Below are 25,327 nucleotides of genomic sequence, written 5' to 3' on the forward strand. Positions count from 1 at the left end.
TCAGCGGTCGGCGTCGATCAGGCTCTGCGGGCGCATGTCGATCCAGTGGGTGTTGACGTAGTCGACGCACTCCGGCCGCGGGGCCGGGCCGTGCGCAGTGCGCCAGCCGGCCGGGACCTCGGCGAAGGCCGGCCACAGGCTGTGCTGGTTCTCGTCGTTGACCAGCACGAGGAACGTGCCCTCGGCGTTGTCGAACGGGTTGGTGCTCATCGGTTCTCCTCGTGGTTGTCGCTGACGTGGGCCGCCAGCGCTTGCAGGGCGTCGAACCAGCCGCGGGCCAGGGTCCCGACCGATTCCGCGGTCAGGACGGCCGACGGCCAGGCCCAGGTGGCAGTCAGTTGCGGACCGCCGGCGCGGTCCTCGGTCTGCGCGTTGACGACGAGCTCGTACGTCTCGGGCATGCCGTCGTCGGCGCCGTTCTCGGCCGCCTCCGCCTCGGGCGCGTACTCCCAGTCGGCGGCCTCGGGGAAATCGAACCGGCCCATGTAGTTGAACTGGATCGGCGGGTGGGGCAGGGCGGCCAGCTCCGGCGCCGTCGAGGGGTTGAGGTAGCGCAGCAATCCGTACCCCATGCCGTTGTCCGGCAGCGACGCCAGATGCTCGCGTACGCGGCCCACAGCCTCCGCCACGGCCGCTCCCCCGGCCTCGACGTCGATGCCGGCCGTGTCCAGGCAGACCGGGAAGATGTTGGTGAACCAGCCGACCGTGCCCGACAGGTCGGCCCCGGCGACCAGGTGTTCCTCGCGGCCGTGTCCTTCCAGGGCCACGAGCACGGCGTCCCCGCCACGCCAGCGGGTGACGGCCACCCCGAGCGCGCCGAGCAGCACGTCGTTGATGGTCGCGCCCAGGGCCGCGGGCACCCGGGTCAGCAGCGCCTCGGTGACGTCGACGGGCAGCGCCAGCGAGACGTCGAGCAGCGTGGCCGCCACGTCGACCGAGGGATCGAGCGGGCGGCGTACGGGCAGGGGCTGTCCCTTACCCACGATCTCGGTCCACATCGGCAGCTCGGCCACCCGGGCCGGATCGAGGGCCTGGGTCGCGAGCCCGGTCGCCCAGCGGCGGAACGAGGTCGCCGTCGGCGTGATGTCGGGCGTGCGCCCGGCCGCCGCGTCGCGCCAGAACGCGCCCAGTTCGGGCAGCAGCACCCGCCACGAGACCCCGTCGACGGCCAGGTGGTGCACCAGCAGCAGCAACCGGCCCGGCATGGTCGGGCCGGCGTCGAGCCAGACGGCCCGGATCATCGTTCCGGTGGCCGGATCCAGCGCGGCCTGGGCGATCGTCGCCTGCGCGGCGACGGCCTCCCAGAGGTTGCGACCGGCCACGTCGACCCGGGTCGTCCAGTCGACGGCCCGCGACGAGCCCATCGGGAGCACCTCGATGGTCCAGTCCGGGTTGACGCGGGCGCGCAGCATGTCGTGCTTGTCGGCGAGGGCCTGCAGCGCGGTCAGCAGCGGCTCCCAGCCCAGGCCGGCCGGCACCTGCACCACCGCTGACTGGTTGAAGCCCGCGGTCGGCCCGTCGACCTCGCTGAGCCAGCGCATCACCGGCGTCAGCGGGAACGCGCCCACGCCGTCGCCCGCCCGGTCCTCGGCCGGCACGGCGGCCGTGGCCACGACGGCCAGGCGTTCGACCGTACGCTCGGCGAAGATCTGCCGCGGGGTGAGCCGCAGCCCGGCCGCGCGGGCCAGCCCGACCAGCCGCATGGCCACAATGCTGTCCCCGCCGAGCAGGAAGAAGTCCGTCTCGGCGTCGACCGCCGGCAGGCCCAGCGCGGTGGCGAAGACCTCGCTCAGGGCCCGCTCCCGTTCGGTCTCGGGCGCGCGTCCCTCACCGGCCGCCGCGAGCGCGGGCGCGGGCAGGGCAGCTCGGTTGATCTTGCCGTTGGCCAGGGTGGGCAGCCGGTCGAGGCGGATCAGCGCCGAGGGCACCATGTAGTCGGGCAGCTCCGCACCGATGGCGGTGCGCAACGCGTCCAGGTCGAGGTTCTCGGCTCCGACGACGTAGCCGGCCAGCAGGTGCACCCCGGGACGGTCGGCCCGGGCCAGGACGACGGCCTCGGCCACCCCGGGCTGGGCGGCCAGCACCGATTCGATCTCGCCCAGCTCGACCCGGTAGCCGCGGATCTTCACCTGCTCGTCGACCCGGCCCAGGTATTCGACCCGGCCCTGTTCGGTCCAGCGCACCAGGTCGCCGGTGCGGTACATGCGGCTGCCGGCCGGGCCGTACGGGTCGGGGACGAACCGTTCGGCGGTCTGCCCCGGGTGACCGAGATAGCCGCGGGCCAGGCCCTCGCCGGCCACGTAGAGCTCGCCCGCGATGCCGGTCGGCACGTGCCGCAGGGCGTTGTCGAGCACGTACGCGCGAGCGCCGGCCACGGCTCGGCCGATCACCGGCGCGGGCGCGTCGGCGATCCGGGCCGCGAGCGCGTCCACTGTGGCCTCGGTCGGGCCGTAGAGGTTGAACGCGTCCGTGCCGGGCAGGCTGCCGAGCCGGGCCCACAGCGCGGGCGGGATCGCCTCGCCGCCGACGCCGACCACGGCCAGCGGGCAGCGGCCGTCGCGGATCAGTCCCGCGTCGGCCACCTGCGCGAAGTGGGACGGGGTGAGCTCGATGAAGTCGATGCCCTCGTCGCGGATCTGCCGGGCCAGCAGCTCGGGGTCGCGCTGCGTCTGCTCGGTGACGATGTGCAGGGCGTGGCCGTCGAGCAGCCACAGCTGCGGCTGCCAGGAGGCGTCGAAGGCGAACGACCACGCGTGCCCGACCCGCAGGTGGCGGCGGCCGGCGCGGGCCTGGGCGGGCCGGTGCAGCTGGTCGCGATGGCTGCGGAACAGGTTGACCAGGTTGCGGTGGGTCACCACCACACCCTTGGGGCGCCCGGTCGAGCCGGAGGTGTAGATGACGTACGCCGGGTGTTGCGCCCGCGCGGGCCGGACGCGCTCGTCGTCGCCCAGGTTGTGGCCGGGCTGGGTGGTGACGGCCGCGTCGTCCACCCGCAGGCCGTCGACGCCGACCACCAGCAGCGGCCGGGCATCCTCGATCATGGCTTGGCGACGGGCCTTCGGGTACGCGGGATCGATCGGCAGATAGGCGGCTCCCGTCTTGAGGACGGCCAGGATCGCGGTGATGGCGTCGGCCGTGCGGGGCATCGCCAGGGCAACCACGTCCTCCGGGCCGGCGCCGCGGGCCACGAGCAGCCGGGCCAGCCGGTTGGCGCGGGCGTTCAGCTCGGCGAACGTCCAGCGCACGTCGCCGCAGACGACCGCGAGCTCGTCCGGCGACTCGGCCGCCTGCCGCTCGAAGATCTGCGCGACGGTCGGGTCGCCGTCGGCCCCGGGCGGCGGCGGGTTCCAGCCCGTACGGTCCTCGCCCACCACCAGGTCGAGCCGGCCCACCGGGCGCGACGGGTCGCCGGCGAACGACGTCAGCACCGCGGTCACCGCCGCCACGAGCCGGCCGGCGACCGGGGCCGGGAACAGGTCGGTGCGGTGTTCGAGACCGATCCGCAGCCGCTCCCCCGGGTCGACGACCCAGGTCAGCGGATAGTGGGTGGCGTCGCGCCCGCCCGCCTCGGCCGCGCTGAGCAGCGTTTCGGGCCCGTCCTCGTCGCGGTCCGGGTAGTTCTCGACGATCAGCAGCGTGTCGAACAGCTCGCCCGCACCGGCCAGGCGCTGGATGTCGGCCAGGCCCAGGTACTGGTGGTCGAGCAGGGCCGACTGTTCGTCCTGGACCCGGGCGAGCAGCGCCTGCGCCGGCTCGGCGGGGTCGATCCGCACCCGTACGGGAACGGTGTTGATGAACAGCCCGATCATCCGTTCGACGCCGGGCAGCTGCGCCGGGCGACCCGAGACGGTCGCGCCGAACACCACGTCGTCGCGGCCGGTGAGGCGGCCCAGCACGATGCTCCAGGCCGCCTGCACCAACGTGTTCAGGGTCAGCCCACGCGATCGGGCCAGGGCAGTCAGAGCCGCGGTCACGTCGAGCGGCAGCTCGTGCTCGATCAGCGCGGGGACGACCGGCTCGCGCTGCGGGTCGGCCGGGGCGAGCCGGGTCGCGTCGGCCACTCCGGCCAGCGCGTCGCGCCAGGCTTCCTCGGCGGCGCCGCGGTCCTGCGCCGACAGCCACGCGAGGAAGTCCCGGTAGGGAACCGGCTCCCGCTCGGCAGTCCCGGCGTACAGGGCGGCCAGCTCGTCCATGAGCGGGCCGCGCGACCAGCCGTCGAGCAGCATGTGCTGGTGGGTGAGCACGAGGCGGAAGCCCTCGCGGGTCCGCACCAGCATCATCCGCAGCAGCGGCGCGACCGCCGGGTCGAAGCGGCGGCCCTCCTCGGCCAGGCACAGCTGCCAGGCTTCCTCGAGCTCCGGCCCGTCCAGTTCGGACAGATCCGCCGAAGCCCACGGCAGTACGGCGGCGCGGGCGACCACGGCCACCGGGCGGCCGGAGCCGAGCTGGTGGAACGACGCCCGCAGGTTGGCGTGCCGCTGCAGCAACGCCTGCGCGGCGGCCCGCAGCCGGGCCGGGTCGACCGTCGCCGGCAGGTCGAAGACCATCTGCACGGTGTAGAGGTCGAGCCCGCCGTCGTCGAAGGCGGCGTGGAACAGCAGTCCCGACTGCAGCGGCGACAGCGGCAGCACCTCGGCCACGTCGAGGCCCAGGCCCGCGATCTCGGTGGTCTCGGCGTCGGTCAGCTCGACCAGGGCGCCCCCGCCGGCCGCGGTGGTGAAGGCGGCGCCGGCCGCGGCGGCCAGCGCGGCGGGCGTACGAAGCTGGAAGATCTGCCGCAGCGTGAGCGACAGCCCGGCCGCGCGGGCCCGGCCGGCGAGCTGGATCGAGACGATGCTGTCCCCGCCGAGCCGGAAGAAGTCGTCGTCGACCCCGACCGAGGGCATCCCGAGCACCTCGCCGAAGAGGTCGCACAGCAGCTGCTCGCGCGGGTTGCGGGCGACCGTGCCGGTCGAGGCGGCCGCGAAATCGGGGGCAGGCAGCGCGGCCCGGTCGAGCTTGCCGTTGACCGACACCGGCAGCGCGTCGAGACGCACGAACGCGGCCGGCACCATGTGGTCGGGCAACACCCGGCGGAGCGCGTCCTCGTCCACGGGGCCACTGCCGATGACGTACGCGACCAGGTGCGCGACACCCGGGCGGTCCTCCCGCAGCAGCACCACCGCGGTGTCGACGCCGGGCTGCGCCGTCAGGGCCGCCTCGATCTCGCCCAGCTCCACCCGCAACCCGCGGATCTTCACCTGCCCGTCGCCGCGCCCGAGGAACTCCAGCACGCCCGGTTCGATCCAACGCACCTGGTCGCCCGTGCGGTACATCCGCTCCCCGGGCGCACCGAACGGATCCGCCACGAACCTGTCCGCGGTCAGGTCGGGGCGGCCACGGTAGCCCCGGGCCAGCTGCACGCCCGAGAGGTAGAGCTCGCCGGGCACGCCGACGGGAACCGGGCGCAGGAACGCGTCGAGCACACTGACCCGGGTGTTCCAGACCGGTCCGCCGATCGGCACAGTGCCGCGGCCGGCGCCGCGCGCGGCGGGCCAGGAGGTGACGTCGACCGACGCCTCGGTGGGGCCGTAGAGGTTGTGCAGTCCGGCTTGCGGCAGCAGCTCGTGGAACCGCTCGGCGAGTGCTGTCGGCAACGCTTCGCCGCTGCAGATGACCCGGCGCAGCGAGGTGCACTCGGCGGCGGCCGGCTCGGCCAGGAAGGCGGCGAGCATCGCGGGTACGAAGTGGACGGTGGTGACGGCTTCACGCTGGATGAGGTCGGCCAGGTAGGCCGGGTCGCGGTGACCGTCGGGCCGGGCCACGACGAGCGAGGCCCCGGTGACCAGCGGCCAGAAGAATTCCCACACCGACACGTCGAACCCGGCCGGGGTCTTCTGGAGCACTCGGTCGCCGGCGGCGAGGCCGTACTCGTGCTGCATCCAGCGCAGCCGGTTCACGATGCCTGCGTGCTCGACGGCCACGCCCTTGGGCTTGCCGGTCGAACCCGAGGTGTAGATGACGTACGCGGGGTTCCGCGGCCCCGGCGGGGTCGGCCCGCGACCCGAGCCGTCGGCGGCGGCCGGGTCGATGACCGGGACGTCGAAGAGGGTGGCGTCGGCGGCGATCACGGCGACCGGCTGCGCGTCGGCGAGCATCGAGCCGAGGCGGGCACGCGGGTGGTCGAGATCGAGCGGCAGGTAGGCAGCGCCGGCCTTTTCCACGGCGTGGATCGCCACGACCAGGTCGGCCGAGCGCGGCAGGGCGATGGCCACGACCGTCTCCGGGCCCGCGCCCGAGGCCGCCAGCACGCGGGCGAGCCGGTCGGAGCGCTCGTCCAGCTCGCGATAGGTCAGTGCGATCCTGTCCGGCCCGACCACCGCGGTGGCATTCGGTGTCGCGGCCGCCTGCGCGGTCAGCAACGCCGGCAATGTGGCCGGCGGCAGGTCGGGCAAAGCGCCCTGACCGCCCTCGGGCAGAGCGGGGAGCAGCCCGATCCGGCCGACCGGCGCGTCCAGGCCGGACGCGAGAGCGTCGACGATGTTCCTCAGCGCGTCGGCCAGGCGGGTGGCGTGACCGGCGTCGAACAGGTCGGGACGGTATTCGAGGGCCAGCCGCAGGGTGGCGCCGGGCTCGGCGATCAGCGTGAGCGGGTAGTGCGTGGCGTCGTGGCCGTCGGTGCCGGTGATGGGCAGGCCGCCGTCGTCGGCGGTGTCCTCGTTGTCGGGGTAGTTCTCGAACACCAGCAGCGTGTCGAAGAGCTCGCCGCCGCCCGCGGCCCGCTGGATGTCGGTCAGGCTCAGGTACTGGTGCTCCATGAGCGCGGACTGCTCGTCCTGGAGGCGGTCGAGCAGCGTGCTCACCGCCTCGTCGGGGCGCAGCCGAACGCGTACGGGAACGGTGTTGATGAAGAGTCCGATCATCTCCTCGACGCCGGGCAGCTGAGCCGGACGACCCGAGACGGTCGCCCCGAACACCACGTCGTCCCGGCCGGTCAGCCGGGCCAGCAGCAGCGCCCACGCGGCCTGCACCACCGTGTTCAGCGTGAGTCCGCGCGAACGGGCCAGGGCGGTCAGCGCCGTCGTCCGGTCCTCGCTCAGCGTGGCCTCGACGACCGAGGGCGCGAGCGCCGCGCGCTGCCCCTCCCCCGGCGCGACCCGTGTCGGCTCGGTGAGGCCCTGCAGCCCGGCCGCCCAGGCCTGCTCGGCAACCCGGCGGTCCTGCCCGGTCAGCCAGGCCAGATAGTCGCGGTACGGCCGGATCGTCGATGCGGCATCCGGCGAGCGGTACAGCGCCGACAACTCGGCCATCAGCGGTCCGCGCGACCAGCCGTCCAGCAGCAGGTGGTGCAGGGTGATCACGAGCCGGTGCTCCGAGGGCCCGGTGCGGGCCAGCGCGAACCGCACGAGCGGCCCGGCAGCCGGATCGAACCGCCGTCCCTGCTCGACGAGCAGCTCCTCCCATGCCGCGCCGGAGGACGCGTCGACTTCGGTCCAGTTTAGGGCGGCCGAGGTGGGGACGACGCTCACCGCCGTACCGGAGGAGAGGTGGTGGAAGGAAGCGGCCAGGTTGCCGTGCCGGTCGAGCAGCCCCTGCGCGGCCGCACGCAGCCGCTGGCCGTCGACGGGGCCGGAGAGGTTCAGCACCATGCGAACCGTGTAGACGTCGGGGCCGGCTTCGTCGAGCAGCGTGTGGAACAGCAGGCCGCTCTGCAGCGGCGACAGCGGCAGCACCTCCCGCACATCCCCGGCCAGCGCGGCGAGCTCGCGCCGGTCGGCGTCGGTCAGCGTCACCAGCGACAGGGCCGCCGGCACCGCCTCGGCGCCGGACACCGTGCCCGCGACCGCCACCAGCTGGGCCGGCGTGCGCTGCTGGAACACCTGCCGCGGCGTCAGCACCAGGCCGGCCGCGCGGGCCCGGCCGACCAGCTGCATCGACATGATGCTGTCGCCGCCGAGCGCGAAGAAGTCGTCGTCGATCCCGAGCGAGGGCACGCCGAGCACGTCGGCGAACACGTCGCACAGCAGCTTCTCGCGCGGTGTGCGCGGCTGCCGCCCGCCCGCCCCGGCCCCGAATTCGGGTGCCGGCAGGGCGTTCCGGTCGAGCTTCCCGTTGACCGACACCGGCAGCGCGTCGAGCCGGACGAACGCCGAGGGCACCATGTAGTCCGGCAACACCGCGGCCACACCGGCGCGCAGGTCGTCCGGCCCCACGACGTACGCGACGATCCGCTTGACCCCGTTGTCGGTGCGCAGCACCACCGCGGCCTGCCGCACGCCCGGCTGTGCGGCCACGACCGCCTCGATCTCGCCCAGCTCGACCCGGAACCCGCGGATCTTCACCTGGTGGTCGGCCCGTCCGACGAATTCCAGCGCGCCCTCGTCGTTCCAGCGCACCAGGTCGCCCGTGCGGTACATCCGGCGGCCGGGCGCCGCGAACGGGTCGGCCACGAACCGCTCGGCGGTCAGCCCGGGCCGGTTGAGATAGCCGCGGGCCAGGCCGAGCCCGCCCAGATACAGCTCGCCCACGGTGCCCGGCGGCACCGGGTTGAGTCCGCTGTCGAGCACGTACGCCGTCTGCCCCGGGTCGGGGAAGCCGATCGGCACGGTGCCGGTGACGACGGCCGGCACCTGGTAAAGGGTGGCGTTGACGCTGGTCTCGGTCGGCCCGTACGCGTTGAACATGCGCCGCCCGGCCGCGAAGCGCTCGACCAGCCGGGCCGGCACCTCCTCGGTGCCGGCGATCAGCGTGATGCCGAGCGGCAGCCGCACCCCGGCCGGCAACGCGCCGAGCACCGACGGCGGCAGCGCCACCTGGGTGATCTCCTGCTTGGTCAGGTAGTCGACGAGCGGGGCGCCGGGCACGCGCAGCTCGGCCGGCACGACGATCAGCGTGCCGCCGGAGAGCAGCGCCCAGCACAGCTCCCAGTACGCGAGGTCGAAGCTGGGCGAGGCGAACAGCGTGCTGCGGGTGGTCTCGTCGAGGCCGAGCCGCCGCTGCTGGGTGGCGAGCAGCTTGGCCGCGCCCTCGTGGGTCACCACGACACCCTTGGGCCGCCCGGTCGAGCCGGAGGTGTAGATGACGTACGCGGCGTCGTGCCGGTCCGGTTCCCGCGGAATGGCGTCGCCCGCGGAAGCCACGTCGACCACGGGCAACCCGCCGGGGACCGACGAGCGGGTCACGACGCAGGCCGGCCGGGCGTCGTCGATCATGTAGGCGAGCCGGTCGGCCGGATAGTCGAGGTCGAGCGCGAGATAGGCCGCGCCCGACCGCAGCACGCCGACCAGCGCGGTGACCAGGTCGGTCGAGCGAGGCAGGGCGACCGCCACGACGTCGCCCGGGCCCACGCCGCGGGCCGCCAGCGCCGACGCGAGCCGGGCCGAGCGCGCGTCCAGCTCGGCGTAGCTGACCTGCTCGTCGCCGAGCACCACGGCCGCGTTGCCCGGGAACTTGGCGGCCATCTCGGCGAAGCGCTGCGGGAACGTGGTGAGCGGGATGCCGTCGACGGTGCCGGCCCAGTCGCCCAGAATGGTCGCGCGTTCGGCGTCGTCGAGCAGGCTGATCCGGCCGACCGGGGCGCCCGGATCGGCGGCGAAGGCTTCGAGGATGCGGGTCAGCCGGGCCAGCAACGCCTCCGCGGTCCCGGACGCGACGACGTCGGCGCGGTGGCGCAGCTCGAGGCCGATACGGTCGCCGGGCTCGGCGATCAGCACGAGCGGGTAGTGGGTGGCGTCCTGGTCGTCGATCTGGGTGACGCGCAGCCCCGGCACCGGGTCGCCGTCGTCGGCCGGGTAGCTCTCGAAGACGGTCAGGGTGTCGAACAGCTCGCCGTGCCCGGCCAGCCGCTGGATGTCGGCCAGGCCCAGGTACTGGTGCTCGATGAGGGCGGCCTGCTCGTCCTGCAGGCGGGCCAGCAGGTCGCACACGGCCTCGTCGGGGCGCAGCCGGACCCGTACGGGAACGGTGTTGATGAACAGGCCGATCATCGACTCGACGCCGGGCAGCTGCGGCGGGCGGCCCGAGACGGTGGCTCCGAAGACCACGTCGTCGCGGCCGGTCGTGCGGGCCAGCAGCAGGCCCCAGGCCGCCTGCACCAGAGTGTTGAGGGTCAGGCCGTGCGCGCGGGCCAAGCCGGTGAGGCGGGCGCTCAGGTTCTCGTCGAGCACGGCCCCGACCGGCTCGGGCACCACAGCCCCGGCGGACGTGCCGGCCTCGGCGAGACGAGACGGTTCGGCCAGCCCGGCGAGAGCCTGCCGCCACGCCTCGGTGGCCGCCTTCTTGTCCCATTTGGACAGCCACGCCAGGTACGCCTTGTAGGGCGTCGCCGGAGGCAGCGAGCCGGGCCGCGCGTACAGGTCGAGCAGCTCCTTGACCAGCAGCGGAGCCGACCACCCGTCGAGCAGGATGTGGTGGTGGGCGATGGTGAGCCGGTGCTGGTCGGGCCCGAGGCGCACGAGCATCATGCGCAGCAGCGGCGGCCGGGCCATGTCGAACCGGCGCTGCCGGTCCTCCTCGACGAGCCGCTCCGCCTCCGACGCCGACGATGCCTCGTGCTCCGTCCACGGCAGCCGGGCCCGGGTCGGAATGGCGGCGACCGTGGCGCCCTTGGCCGTGCGGCGGAAACCGGCGCGCAGGTTGGCGTGCCGGTCGAGCAGCGCCTGCCCGGCCTCGCGCAGCCGGTCCCGGTCGAGCGGGCCGGTGAGCTCCAGCGTCATCGAGACGGTGTAGACGTCGGGCGCGTCGGCGTCGAAGAGGGCGTGGAACAGCAGGCCCTCCTGGAGCGGCGTCAGCGGCAGGACGTCCTCGAGCCCGGACTTCTTGACGGTCACTGCGTCTCCCACTCGGCGTCGAGGTCGGCGAACTCGGCCTCGAAACTGTCGATGTCGTCCTGGCTGAGCGAGACCAGCTCGAGGTCGGACGGGGTGTGCCCGCCCGCGTCCCGGTCGGCCGCGAGCAATCGCAGCGCGGCCCGCCAGCGATCGGCCAGCTCGTGCACCCGCTCGCCGCCGAGCAGGCCGCGCGGCCAGGTGAAGGTCGCGCTGAGCCGGGGACCGTCGGGGTGGTCCTCGGCGGTGGCGTTGATCTCGAGCGGGTGGTCGGCGGGCATCGCGTCGTCGGCCCCGCCGCCCCAGCCCTCGCCGGCCGGCTGCCACGGCGCGTCCCCGGCGTCGCCGGCGGCGAACCGGCCGAGGTAGTTGAAGCCGATCAACTGCTTGTCCCGTACGCCGTCCGGCCGCAGCAGCCCGAAGCCGATCCCGTTGTCCGGAACGGCCCGGAGCCGCTCCTTCACGGTCTTCAGAGCGTCGCCCGCGTTCTCGTCGCCGAGGTCGAGCCGCACCGGGTACTCGGTGGTGAACCAGCCGACCGTGCGGGAGAGGTCGGCCTCCGCGACGAGGTGCTCCTCGCGGCCGTGGCCCTCCAGCATGATGAGCCCGCCGCCGTTCCAGTCGCGCAGAGCGAGGGCGAGGCCGGTCAGCAGCACGTCGTTGACGGTGGCGTGGAACGCGACGGGCACGCTGGTGAGCAGCGGCGCGGTCTCCTCGGGCGGCAGCTCCAGCGTGAACTCCTCGCTGGTGCCGACGGTATCGCGGGCCGGGTCCAGCGGCCGCTCGGTGAAGGCCTTCGCGGGCCCGCCGAGCACCTCGGCCCAGTACGGGGCCTGCGCGGTGGTCCGCGGATCGCCGGCCAGCCGGTTGAGCTCGCGGGCCCAGCGCCGGAACGACGTGCCGCCACGTTCGAGCGGCTTTCCGGCCCAGGCTGTCTCGAGGTCGGGCAGCAGGATGCGCCACGAGACGCCGTCGACCGCGAGGTGGTGCACGACGAGCAGCACCTTCCCCGGGTGCAGCAGCACCGCCTGAAGCAGCACGCCGGCGGCCGGATCGAGCCGGTCACGGGCGGCCGCGGCGATCGCGGGCAGGGCCTTCTCGTCGTACGGCTGCTCGGTGACCACATCGATCGGGGCACCCGGCTCGGGGATGTCGAGGCCGTCGGCGGTGATGCGGGCGCGCAGCACATCGTGGCGGTCGACGACGGCCTGGAGCACCTCGGTGAGCCGCGCGGCGGTGAGGCCGTCGGGGGCGCGCAGCAGCATCGACTGGCTGTAGCCGCGGATCGGTCCGTCCACTTCGAACAGCCGGCGCATGACCGGGGTGAGCGGCGCGCTCCCCCAGGCCTCCCGCGGGTCCTCGGCGACGACCGGCTCGTCGGCGACCTCGCGGGCCAGCGCCTCCGGGGTCTTGTGCCGGAACACGTCCCGGGGCCTGATCGCGAGACCGGCCGCGCGGGCCCGGCTGACGAGCTGGATGGAGACGATGCTGTCGCCGCCCAGCGCGAAGAAGTCGTCGTCGGCGCCGACCCGGGGCAGGCCGAGCACCTCGGCGAAGAGGTCGCACAGCCGCTGCTCCCGGTCGTCACGGGCCTCGCGGCCGGTGCTCAGCGCCGAGAAGTCCGGGTCGGGGAGCGCGGCCACGTCGAGCTTGCCCGCCACCGTCCGCGGCAACGAGTCGAGCCGAACGAACGCCGCGGGCACCATGTAGTCCGGGAGAACACCCCGCACGTCCCGCGGTTCCCCCACGGTGTAGGCCACCAGCCGGCCGTCGCGCACGATCACCGCGGACTGCCCACCCAGCGCGGCCTCGATCTCGCCGAGCTCGATGCGGAAGCCGCGCACCTTGACCTGGCCGTCGGCGCGGCCGGCGAACTCCAGCACGTGGTTCCGGTTCCACCGGGCCAGGTCGCCCGTCCGGTACATGCGGCTGCCGGCCGGACCGTAGGGGTCGGCGACGAACCGCTCCGCGCTCAGCGCAGCCCGGTTGAGGTAGCCGTGCGCGAGCCCTTCCCCGGCCACGTAGAGCTCGCCGACAACACCGGGCGGCACCGGCTGGAGCATGGCATCGAGCAGGTAGGTCCGGACGTTGGTCAGCTGATACGGCGAACGGGAAGGGCCGTGCCAGCCGTAGGCGTCGACCGAGGCCTCGGTCGGGCCGTACAGGTCGTAGCAGTCCAGGCCGGGCACGGCGCAGATCTGGGACCACAACTGCGGATCGATGGCCTCGCCGCCGACCAGCAGGGTGCTCAAACCGGCGTCGAGCACCCCGGCCGGGACGAGCTGGCGCAGATAGGTCGGCGTCACGTCGAGGACGTCCACGCCGTGCCGCCGGACGTAGCCGACGAGGGCGGCGTCGTCGCGGTACTCGTCGTCGTCCAGCACGTGCAGCGTGTGCCCGGCCAGCATCCAGAGCAGCGGCTCCCACGAGCCGTCGAAGGTGAACGACGCGACGTGGGCGACGTTGCGGTTGCTGCCCTTCAGGAACCGCTGGCGGTGGGTGGCGAGCAGGTTGACGAGGCCGCGGTGGGGCACCACCACGCCCTTGGGGCGGCCGGTCGAGCCGGAGGTGTAGATGACGTACGCCGGATCGTCCGGCCGCGGCCCGGCGGGGTCGGCGACCGGAGCGTCGAACAGCGTCGGAGCGTCCAGCAACAACCGGCCGGGGCCGTCCGGCGCCACGCGGTCGCTCGTGGTCAGCACGAGCGCGGGCCGGGCGTCGTCGAACATCGTGGCGATGCGCTCGGGTGGCTGGTGGGCGTCGTCCACGGGCAGGTAGGCCGCGCCGGTCTTCAGCACGGCCAGAAGGGAAGGCACCGTGAGCGGACGTGGCGTGGCCAGCGCGACCAGGTCACCCCGGCCGATGCCGCGCCCGGCCAGGACGGCGGCGAGCCGGTCGGACCAGTCGTCCAGCTCCGCGAACGTCCACTCCCGGGCGCCGGACACCAGAGCGCGTCCGTCCCGGTTCGCCTGCTCACGCCAGACGTCCACGATCGTCGCGGGCGACGCGCCCGCCGTCGGGGCGGCGAGCAGCCGGGCCCGCTCGTCCGGAGCGAGCACGTCGATGCGACTGAGTGGAAGCGCCGGATCGGCCGCCAGCACACGTTGGAGGCGCTCCACGAGGATGCGGGCCGTGTCGGCGTCGAACAGGTCGGTGGCGAACTCGAGGGTGCCGTCGATACCGCCGCCGGGCCCGTCGGTGAAGTCGAAGGACAGGTCGAACATGGCCGCCCGGTGCCCGACCGGCTCCGGCCGCCCGTCCAGATCGCCCAGCCGCCACGTGTCACCACCGCCGGGCAGGTAGGACACCATGGTCTGGAACAGCGGGTGCCGGCCCAGCGACCGCTGCGGGTTGATCGCCTCGACCAGGTGCTCGAACGGCACGTCCTGCCGGTCGAACGCGGCCAGATCGGTCTCCCGCACCCGGCCCAGCAGCTCCCGGAACGACGGGTCGCCCGACGTGTCGGTACGCAGCACGAGCGTGTTGACGAAGAACCCGACCAACTCGTCGACAGCCGTATCGGGACGGCCCGCGACCGGCGAGCCGAGCGGGATGTCGGTGCCCGCGCCGAGTTTGGTCAGCAGCACTGCCACCGCGGCCTGCACGACCATGAACAGGCTCGTTCCGGTGCTCCGCGACAGATCGCGCAGCCGCTCGGAAACCGCGGCGGGCACGGCGAATGCGACGACCTCGCCCCGGTGACTGGCCTCGGCCGGGCGCGGCCGGTGGAACGGCAGCTCCAGCTCCTCGGGCAGTCCGGCCAGGGCCGTGCGCCAGCCCTCGACCTGGTCGTCCAGCTCGAGATCCCGTTGCCACAGCGCGAAGTCGGCGTACTGCACGGGCAGCGGCGGGAACTGGGGCGCGCGGCCGGCCCGGCGGGACTCGTAGGCCTGGCCCAGCTCGGCCCGCAGCGGCTCCTCCGACCACTCGTCGCCCGCGACGTGGTGCAGCAGCAGGAGCAGGACGTGCTCGCCGGGCGCGACGGCGTACACGTCGACCCGCAACGGCGCCTCCCGGTCGAGCTCGAAGGCGTGCTCGGCCGCGGTGTCGTCGAACGGTTCGTCGTGGAAGGCGACCGGCACTGCCGACGGCTCGAGCAGATGCTGGTACGGCGTGCCGTCCACCTCGGGGAAGACGGTCCGTAGCGTCTCGTGCCGGGTGGCCACGTCGCGGACGGCCGCGACCAGGGCGTCCCGATCGAGGGCGCCGCGCAGCCGCCACGCGATCGGGATGTTGTAGGTCGGGTTCGGCCCCTCGAGCTTGTAGAGGAACCAGAGCCGCTGCTGGGCAAAGGAAAGCGGCACCCGGGCCGGTCGTTCCTGCCGCACCAGCGGCGCCCGGGTCGACTCGGTCAGCTTGGGCAGCAGCGTCGCCACGGTGGGGGTGTCGAACACCGCCCGCACCGGCAGGTCGACACCGAGCACCGCGCGGACGCGACCCGCCAGCCGCATGACGAGCAGCGAGTGACCGCCGAGGGCGAAGAAGTCGTCGTCGATGCTGACCGCCGGCAACCCGAGCACCTCGGCGAACAGGTCGCACAGCTGCTGTTCGCGGGTGTTCCGCGCCGCGCGCCCGCTCGACAGCCCGGAGAAGTCGGGATCGGGCAGGGCGGCGACATCGAGCTTGCCCGCCACCGTCCTCGGAAGCGACTCCACGCGGACGAAGGCCGCCGGAACCATGTAGTCGGGCAGCGCGCCCCGCACATCCTTCGGCGCGCCCACCGTGTAGGCCACGAGACGGCCATCGCGCACGACCACGGCCGCCTGCCCGCCCAGGGCGGCCTCGATCTCGCCCAGCTCGACCCGGAACCCGCGCACCTTGACCTGACCGTCCGCGCGGCCCGCGAACTCCAGGGCGCCATCACGGTTCCGCCGAGCGAGGTCGCCGGTGCGGTACATGCGGCTGCCCGCCGGGCCGTGAGGGTCGGCCACGAAGCGTTCTGCCGTCAGCGCGGCCCGGTTCAGATAGCCCTGGGCCAGCCCGTCCCCGGCCACGTACAGCTCGCCGAGCACCCCCGGCGGCACCGGCTGCAGCGCGTCGTCCAGCAGGTAGGTCCGGACGTTGGTCAGCCGATACGGCGTACGGGACGGCCCGTGCCAGCCGTAGGCGTCCACCGAGGCCTCGGTCGGCCCGTACAGGTCGTGACAGGTCAGCCCGGGCACGGCACAGACCTGCGCCCACAACTGCGGATCGATCGCCTCGCCGCCGACCAGCAGCACGGCCAGGCCCACGTCGAGCACGCCGGCCGGGATCAGCTCCCGCAGATAGGTCGGCGTCACGTCGAGCACGTCGACTCGCTGCGCGCGCAGCCGCGGCACGAGCACACCCGCGTCGCGGTACTCGTCGTCGTCCAGCACGTGCAGCGCATGCCCGTCGAGCAGCCAGATCAGCGGCTCCCAGGACCCGTCGAAGGTGAACGACGCCACGTGCGCGACCCGCCGCTTCGGCCCCGGCATGAGCGTGCGCCGGTGACTGGCGAACAGGTTGGCGATGCCCTGATGCGGCACCACCACACCCTTGGGCCGGCCGGTCGAGCCGGAGGTGTAGATGACGTACGACGCGTCGAGCGGGTCGATCGTGCGGGGCGGCAACGGTTCGGCGGCCGGAGCGCTCGCGCCGACCACCACCCGCGGCCCGCTCCACGACAGGTCGGAGCCAGCCGTCGTCACGAGCATCGCGGGCCGGGCGTCGTCGAGCATCGCCGCGATCCGGGCCGGCGGCTGGTACGAGTCGAGCGGCAGGTAGGCGGCGCCGGCCTTGAGCACGCCGAGCAGCGCCGGCACGGTGAACGGCCGCGCGGTGGCCAGCGCGACCAGGTGCCCCGCGCCCACACCGTGGGCGGCGAGCGCGCCGGCCAGCCGTGACGTCCAGTCGTCGAGCTCGGCGAAGGTCCACGAGCGGCCGCCCGACACGAGGGCGGTGGCCTGCGGTGTCGCTGCCACCTGCGCCGCGAACAGGTCGACGATGGTCTCGGCGGGCCGCGCGACGCCTTCGAACGCGAGGAGGCGGGCCCGCTCGTCCGGATCCAGCAGTTCCGTACGCCCGATCGACGCGTTCGGGTCGGCGGCCATCGCGGCCAGCACCCGCGCGAGTCGCGCGACCAGTGTCTCGGCCGAGTCGCGGTTCCAGCGGTCGGTGGCGTACTCGAGCTCGCCCCGCACCCCGTCGCGCGTCTCGAAGAAGTCGAAGGACAGGTCGAACATGGCGACCTGCTGGCGGACGTGCTCGGTCTCGACCCGCAGCCGCCCGAGGTGCCAGGCGCGATCGGCCTCGCCGAGGTACGACACCATCGTCTGGAACAACGGGTGCCGGCCCAGCGACCGCCGCGGGTTGATCGCCTCGACCAGGTGCTCGAACGGCACGTCCTGCCGGTCGAACGCCGCCAGATCGGTCTCCCGCACCCGGCCCAGCAGCTCCCGGAACGACGGATCGCCCGACGTGTCCGTCCGCAGCACCAGCGTGTTCACGAAGAACCCGACCAGATCGTCCACGGCGTCGTCAGGCCGCCCCGCCACCGGCGAGCCGAGCGGAATGTCGGTGCCGGCGCCCAATCCGGTCAGCAGCACCGCCACCGCGGCCTGCACGACCATGAACATCGACGTGCCGGTCGACCGGGCCAGGTCGCGCAGCCGCGCGGTCACCTCGGCCGGCAGGTCGAAGCCGACCACGTCGCCGTGATAGGTAGCCTCGGCCGGGCGGGCCCGGTCGGCCGGCAGCTCCAGCTCCTCGGGCAGCCCGGCCAGGGCCGCACGCCAGCCCTCGACCTGGTCGTCCAGCACCAGATCCCGTTGCCACAGCGCGAAATCGGCGTACTGCACCGGCAGCGGCGCCAGCGCGGGAGCATGACCCGCGCAGCGCGACGTGTAGGCGGCGACCAGATCGCGGCGCAGCGGCACGTCCGACCACTCGTCGCCCGCGATGTGGTGCATCAGCAGCAGAAGCACGTGCTCGTCCGGCCCGAGGCGGAAGAGCCGGACCTGCAACGGTGGCTCCTCGTCGAGGCGGAAGCCGTATTCCCCGATGGCCGCCAGCCGGCCGGACAGCTCCTCGCCGGCGATCTCCTCGACCGGGACCGCCGGCGGCGTGATGGGCAGAATCCGCTGGTGAGCGCCCTCGTCGTCCTCGGCGAGGACCGTACGTAGCGTCTCGTGACGGGCGACCACGTCGCCCACGGCGGCCACCAGGGCGTCGCGGTCGAGGGCGCCGCGCAGCCGCCAGGCGATCGGGATGTTGTAGGTCGGGTTCGGTCCTTCGAGCTTGTAGAGGAACCAGAGACGCTGCTGCGCGAAGGAAAGCGGCAACCGGTCCGGCCGCTCCCGAGCGACCAGCGGCGCCCGGGTCGATTCCGTCAGCTTCGGCAACAACCCCGCCACCGTCGGCGTGTCGAAGACCGCGCGCACCGGCAGGTCGACGCCGAGCACCGCGCGGACGCGGCCGGCGAGCCGCATCACCAGCAGCGAGTGCCCGCCGAGGACGAAGAAGTTGTCGTCGATGCCGACCGCCGGCAGGCCCAGCACCTCGGCGAACAGGTCACAGAGCTGCTGTTCACGGGTGTTCCGGGCAGCACGCCCGGTCGACAGCAGGGAGAAGTCGGGATCCGGCAGGGCGGCTACGTCGAGCTTCCCGGCCACCGTGCGCGGCAACGCGTCGACTTCGACGAAGGCCGCCGGAACCATGTAGTCCGGCAGAACACCCCGCACATCCTTCGGCGCGCCCACGGTATAGGCCACGAGCCGGCCGTCGCGCACAACGACGGCAGCCTGGCCGCCCAGCGCGGCCTCGATCTCCCCCAGCTCGATGCGGAAGCCGCGCACCTTGACCTGACCGTCCGCGCGCCCCGCGAACTCCAGCACGCCCTCGGCGGTCCACCGGGCCAGGTCGCCCGTCCGGTACATCCGCGCGCCCGCGGGCCCGAACGGATCGGCCACGAAGCGTTCGGCCGTCAGACCGGCCCGGTTGAGGTAGCCGTGAGCCAGGCCCTCCCCCGCGACGTACAGCTCGCCGAGCACCCCGGGAGGCGCAGGCCGCAGGGCCGCGTCGAGCAGGTAGGTCCGGACGTTGGTCAGCCGATACGGCGTACGGGAAGGTCCGTGCCAGCCGTAGGCGTCCATCGAGGCCTCGGTCGGCCCGTACAGGTCGTGACAGGTCAGACCGGGCGCGGCGCACACCTGGGCCCACAACTGCGGGTCGATCGCCTCGCCGCCGACGACCAGCACGGCCAGGCCCACGTCGAGCACCCCGGCCGCAACCAGCTCGCGCAGATGGGTCGGCGTCACGTCGAGCACGTCGAGGCCGTGCTCGCGCAGGTGGGCGACCGTGCCCGTCGCGTCGCGGCAGACGTCCGCGTCGAGCACGTGCACCGTGTGCCCGGCCAGCATCCAGAGCAGCGGCTCCCACGACGCGTCGAAGGTGAACGACGTGGTGTGCGCCGCCTTCCGGTGCGGACCGGCCATGAGATGCGCGCGGTGGCCGCCGAGCAGGTTCACGATGCCCCGGTGCGGCACGACGACACCCTTGGGGCGCCCGGTCGACCCGGAGGTGAAGATGACGTACGCCGGATCGTCCGGCCCGGCCGTCTCGCGCTCGACGGGCGTGCCCGCAGGCGTTTCCGCGCCGACGGTGAGCCGACGGCCGGCCCAGCCCGGCGCGGGATCGTCGCCCGCGGTCAGCAACAGCGCCGGATCGGCGTCGGCCAGCATCCCGGCGATCCGCTCGGCCGGCTGTTCCGGGTCGAGCGGCAGGTAGGCGGCCCCGGCCCGCAGCACCCCGAAGACGGCCGGCACGGTCAGCGCCCGCGGCACGGCCAGTGCGACCCGGTCACCCCGGCCCACCCCCGCCGAACGCAGCACCCCGGCCAGCCCGGCCGCCCAGGTCTCCAGTTCCCCGTACGTCCATGCGCGGCCGGACGTCACCAGCGCGACCTCATCGGGCGTGCGCGCGGCCAGATCCGCCAGCACCCCGCTGATCGTCGTGTCCGCGATCGGGCCCGCGGTGTCGTTCCAGCCGTGCAGGATTCTCGCCCGCTCGCCCGCCGAGAGCACGCTGATCGTGGCCAGCGGCGCCTCCGGCGCGTCGCACAGCGCGGTCAGCACGGTAATCAGCCGGTCGAGGAGCGTGCCGGCCGCCGCCGAGGAGAACAGGTCGCCCCGGTATTCGAGGTCGAGGTGCAGGCGCTCCCCCGGCCGCGCGGTCAGCGTGAGCGGATAGTGGGCGCAGTCCCGGATCTCGGCCCCGGCCACGCGCAGGTCGCCCGCGGCGGGCAGCGCGGCGCCCAGCGGGTAGTTCTCGAAGACGGTCAGCGTGTCGAACAGCTCGCCGTGCCCGGCCAGCCGCTGGATCTCGGCCAGCCCGAGGTGCTGGTGGTCCATGAGCCGGGCCTGACCGTCCTGCAGCCGGCGCAGGGCGGCCACCGCGGGCTGGGCCGGGTCGAGCGACATCCGCACCGGGACGGTGTTGATGAACAGGCCGATCATCGTGTGCGAGCCGTCCAGGTCGGGCGGGCGCCCGGCCACGGTCGCGCCCACCACCACGTCGTCGCGGCCGGTCAACGCGCCGGCCACGATTCCCCAGGCGCCCTGCACGATCGTGTTCAGGGTGAGCCCGCGCGACCGTCCCAGGGCGACCAGGCGGGCGGTCAGGGCGGCGGGCAGGTCGCGCAGGATCCGGTCGGGCACCACGGCCCGGGCCGGCGGCTGCCCCGCGACCAGCGTCGGCCCGTCCAACCCGGCCAGGGCGTCGCGCCAGGCCGACTCGGCGGCCGGGCGGTCCTGGGCCGCGGTCCAGGCCAGGTACGCGCGGAAGTCGGCCGGCTCGGGCAGCTCGTCGCCGCGGTACAGGGCGATCAGCTCGTCGAGCACGAGCGGCACCGACCAGCCGTCGAGCAGCAGGTGGTGGTGGGTGAAGACCAACCGGTGCCGGTCGGGTCCGAGGCGGACGAGCGTCATCCGCAGCAGCGGCGCCTGGGCCGGATCGAAGCGTCGGCGCAGGTCCTCGTCGAGGAACCGCTGAAGCTCGGCCTCGGTCAGGTCCACCTCGGCCCAGGGCAGCGCGAGCTGACGGGGCACGAGCGCGGCGGCCTGGCCGTTCTTGCGGCGGCGGAACGCGACCCGCAGGTTGGGCCGCCGGTCGAGCAGCGCCTGCCCGGCCGCGCGTAGCCGGCCGGCGTCGAGCGGGCCCCGCAGGTCGAGCGTGAGCTGCCCGGTGTAGACGTCGGGCCCGTCCGCGGCCAGCTGCGTGTGGAACAGCAGGCCTTCCTGGAGCGGGGTCAGCGGCAGGACGTCGGCGAGCCCGGCGGGCGCGGTCACGGAAGCTCCCATTCGGATTCGAACTCGTCGATCTCGTCCTGGCTCAGCGCGAGCGTTAGGTCGGACGGGGTGAGACCACCGGCGGCCGGGCCGCGGGCGTGCGCCACCAACGCCTCGAGGGCGGCGAACCAGCCGGCGGCCAGACGGGCGACCGCGGCGTCGCCGATCAGGTCGCGGGGATAGGCCCACGTGACGCCGAGTTCGGGACCGGCCGCGGTGTCCTGGACGTACGCGTTGATCTCCAGGGTGTACGGGGCGACCGGCATGCCGAGGTCGAAGCCACCGGCGAGGATGCCGTGCCCGGCGACCGGCGCCCAGTCGGCGCCGGAGCCGTCGGTCGCGGTGAAACGGCCGAGGTAGTTGAAGCTGATCTGCGGCGCCGCCAAGTCCTTCAGGGACGGGTTGAGATAGCGCAGCATGCCGTAGCCGATGCCATGATCGGGGATCGCGCGGAGCTGCTCCTTGACCCGCTTGAGCGCGAGACCAGCGGCCGGTCCGCCCGCGAGAGCCTCGGCGCGGTTGGCGTCGCCCGGGTCGAGGCGCACCGGGAAGACGGTGGTGAACCAGCCCAGCGCCGCGCTCAGGTCGGCGCCGGGAACAACCTGTTCCTCGCGGCCGTGCCCCTCCAGGGCGATCAGCACCGAGGACTCGTCGCCCTCGCGCCACTCGGCCACGGCCAGGGCGAGGGCGGTGAGCAGCACGTCGTTGACGCCGGCGTGGAAGGCGGCGGGGACGGTGGTGATGACCGGCTCGGTGGTCGCGGCCTTCAGCCGTACGGTGTGCCGTGCCACCGATTTCAGGTCGTCGACCGGACGCAGGGGGCGAGCCGACAGCGCCGGGTCGGGCCCGGTCAGGATGCCCTCCCACAGCGGGACCTCGGCCGTACGCGACCCGGCCGCCTCGTGCAGATCGAGCGCCCAGCGGCGGAACGAGGTGCCCGTACGATCCAGCGCCCCGGATGCCCAGGCCGTGGCCAGATCGGCCGGAAGCACACGCCAGGACACGCCGTCCACGATGCTGTGGTGCAGCACGAGCAGCAGCCGGCGCTCGGTCTCGAACCACACGGCCTGAGCCATGACGCCGCCGAACGGGTCGAGGCGCCCCGCCGCGGCCTGCTCCTCGGCCTCGATCGACGCGCCCGGCGCGGCCAGGGTGAGCCAGTCGGCGTGCTCGCCCCGCGGCGCGACCCGCAGCACCCGCTCGTCGCGCACCCACCGCGACCGCAACAGGTCGTGCCGATCGGCGAGCAGGCCGAGCACCGAGCGCAGGCGTTCGGCGGTGGCGCCGGCCGGAGTGGTGAGCACGATCGACTGGCTGAACGCCTCGATCGCGCCCCCGGTCCGGTCGAGCCAGTGCAGGATCGGCGTGAACGGCACGTCGCCGACGCCGTCGTCGGGCTGCTCGCGGGGTGCGGTGTCGAGCTCGGTGACGACCTCGGCCAGCGCGGCCGGCGTACGGTGCTCGAACACCAGCCGCGACGTGCAGACCAGACCGGCGGCGCGGGCGCGCAGCACGAGCTGGATCGAGACGATGCTGTCGCCGCCGAGCGCGAAGAAGTCGTCGTCGATGCCGACGCCGGGCACGCCCAGCACGTCCGCGTAGAGGTCGCACAGCACCTGTTCGCGCGGGGTGCGCGCGGCGGTTCCGGTGGCCAGCGCGGCGAAATCGGGAGCGGGCAGGGCCGCCCGGTCGAGCTTGCCGCTGGTCAGCACGGGCAGCGCGTCGAGCAGCACCCAGCCGGTGGGCACCATGTAGGCCGGCAGCCACGACTCGGCGTGCAGGCGCAGCGCCTTGGTCAGGGCGGCCGGGTCGGTGAACGCCGCCGGGGTGTTGGCGTGCGGGAAACCGCCCGGTCGGTAGGCTCCGGTGGGCCGCTCGCCCAACTGGAACACGACGTCGAGGTCGCCCCGCTCGGAGGCGCCGTCATAGGTCACGGCCACGTGGTATCCGTGCTCGGCGGCGAGGGCGTGGTAGTTCTCGACGTCCTCGCGCCGGTGGGGAACGCCGGTCACGCGGAGCCGTCGCGGGCGCTCGGCGAGCAGGTCGAGGCCGCCGGAGCGTTCGGGTGGCGGAGGTGCCGGGGCCACTGTGGACAGCGTGACATCGTACCGGAAACGGCTGAGCTCGTTGTCGTAGGCGCCCCGCTTGACCAGCACCTCGGCCGCGGGGAACTCGGGCCGCGCCGTGAAGAAGTCGGGGTCGAGCAGCAGCTCCTTCTCGGCCTTCTCGGCCGCCTCGACACCCTCGGGCCCGTGGATGCCCGCCAGCAACTGGCGGTGCAGCCGCAGATTCCGGACGTCGCCGACGAAGACGCGGCCGCCGGGCGCGAGCTTCGCCGCGGCCGAGCGCAGCACTCCGGCCAGGTAGTCGGCGCTGGGGAAGTACTGCGCGACCGAGTTGATGACGACGGTGTCGAAGAAGCCGTCGGGCACCCCGCTCAGGTCGTGGGCCGGCTGCGCGCGCAGCTCGACCCCCGGCAGTCCGGCCACCGCCCCGCGCAGGGTCTCGATGGCCTCCTCGGAGAGGTCGAGACCCCAGTAGCTCTCGACGCCGGGCGCGAGCCGGGACAGCAGCAGGCCGCTGCCGACGCCGATCTCGAGGATCCGGCGCGGTTCCAGCTCCCGGATCCGGGCGACCGTGCCGTCGCGCCACTCGCGCATCTCGTCGAGCGGGATCGGCGAGCCGTCGTAGCTGGAGTTCCAGCCGGTGAAGTTCTCGTCGAAGCGTTCCACCCGGCCGGCCTGGTAGAGCAGCTCGTGCAGCTCCTTCCACTCCGCGACCTGGGTCTCGGCCCGCTCCTCGGGCGCGACGTCGGTGGCCGGCACGACGTACGCGGCCAGACGCTGGTCGCGGACGACGACGGCCACCTGCCCGACGCCGGGGTGGCGGGCCAGCACCGACTCGATCTCGCCGAGCTCGATCCGGTAGCCGCGCACCTTGACCTGGTCGTCGACCCGGCCCAGGAAGTCGATCCGGCCGTCCTCGCGGCGCCTGGCCAGATCGCCCGTGCGGTACATGCGGCCGCCGGCCGGCCCGAACGGGTCGGCCAGGAACCGCTCGGCGGTCAGGTCGGGCCGGTTGACGTAGCAGCGGGCCAGACCGGGCCCGGCCAGATAGAGCTCGCCCGTGACGCCCGGGCCGACCGGCCGCAGCGCGTCGTCGAGGATGTAGGCGTCGGTCGCCGGGTCGGGCAGGCCGATCGGCACCGACCCGCCGTCGATCCGCTCGGGGTCGCACTCGCCCAGCGTCGAGTTCACGGTCGCCTCGGTCGGGCCGTACGCGTTGAACATGCGCCGGCCACGGGCCCAGCGCGCGACCAGCTCGGGCGAGACGCGCTCGGTGCCGGCGAGCAGGATGCCCGGCGGCAGCTCGCACTCGGCGGGCAGGGCGGCCAGCAGCGCCGGCGGCAGGATCATGAAGTTGGTGCGGTGCTTCATGGCGTACTCGGTGAGTGCCGTGCCGGCGACCCGCCGCTCCGTCGGCACGATCACCAGCCGGCCGCCGGTGAGCAGGGCCAGGCACAGGTCGAAGAACGCGACGTCGAAGCTGGGCGAGGCGAAGTGCAGGACGCGTACGTCGGGGGTGAGCCCGAAGCGCTCGTAGCCGGTCGACATCAGCTTGGCCACGCCGGTGTGGGTGAGCAGCACGCCCTTGGGACGCCCGGTCGAGCCGGAGGTGTAGATGACGTACGCGGCGTTCTCCACCCTGAGCCGCGGCCGCGCCGGGTCGGTGTCCGGGAAATCGGCCGCCTCGTCGATCAGCAGCCGCGGCCCCGCCGGCAGCCGGCTCTCCAGCTCGGCTGTCGTCACCAGGCAGATCGGCTGAGCGTCCCCGACCAGATAGGCGAGGCGCTCGGCGGGGTCGGCCGGGTCGAGCGGCAGGTAGGCGCCGCCCGCCTTCATGACGGCCAGCTCGGCCACGATCATGTCGACCGAACGCGGCACCGCGAGGCCGACCACCTTGTCCGGCCCCACCCCGCGCGCCTGCAGGGCGTGCGCCAGCCGGTTGGCCCGCGCGTCCAGCTCGGCGTAGCTGACCTCGGTGTCCTCGAACACCACGGCCACCGCGTCCGGGTCGCGGCGCACGACGGTCGCGAACACGTCGGGGAAGGTGGCCGGCGCGACGGTCAGCGGGCCGCCACTGGTGTAGTTCTCGCCGAGGATCTGCATGAAGAGTCACTCCCGGTCAGGAAAAAGCGGGCCGGGTGGCGCCCGCCAC

4 protein-coding genes are annotated in these 25,327 nt (G+C 73.9%); all 4 read right to left on the minus strand.

Annotated elements, in window-relative coordinates:
• The 4 genes from KXC43_RS07840 to KXC43_RS07855 are packed head-to-tail and all read right to left on the minus strand — an operon-like array spanning position 1 to position 25,278.
• The gene (locus KXC43_RS07840) at positions 1–210 is read right to left on the minus strand and encodes an MbtH family protein (RefSeq protein WP_221375295.1); all 210 of its coding nucleotides are present in this window, start codon (positions 208–210) and stop codon (positions 1–3) included.
• Entirely contained in the window at positions 207–10,808 is a 10,602-nt protein-coding gene (locus KXC43_RS07845; protein WP_221375296.1) for a non-ribosomal peptide synthetase, read from the minus strand. Before KXC43_RS07845 ends, KXC43_RS07840 begins: the two co-directional genes overlap by 4 nt.
• Positions 10,805–21,109, minus strand: coding sequence for a non-ribosomal peptide synthetase (locus KXC43_RS07850; protein WP_221375297.1), 10,305 nt, complete (start codon positions 21,107–21,109; stop codon positions 10,805–10,807). Before KXC43_RS07850 ends, KXC43_RS07845 begins: the two co-directional genes overlap by 4 nt.
• Positions 21,106–25,278, minus strand: coding sequence for a non-ribosomal peptide synthetase (locus tag KXC43_RS07855; protein WP_221375298.1), 4,173 nt, complete (start codon positions 25,276–25,278; stop codon positions 21,106–21,108). The genes KXC43_RS07850 and KXC43_RS07855 overlap by 4 nt, the downstream gene beginning before the upstream one ends.
• Between the last annotated feature and the right edge of the window lie 49 nt (positions 25,279–25,327).

It is taken from the genome of Paractinoplanes polyasparticus, assembly GCF_019710575.1.
GTDB classification, from domain to species: Bacteria; Actinomycetota; Actinomycetes; order Mycobacteriales; family Micromonosporaceae; genus Actinoplanes; species Actinoplanes polyasparticus.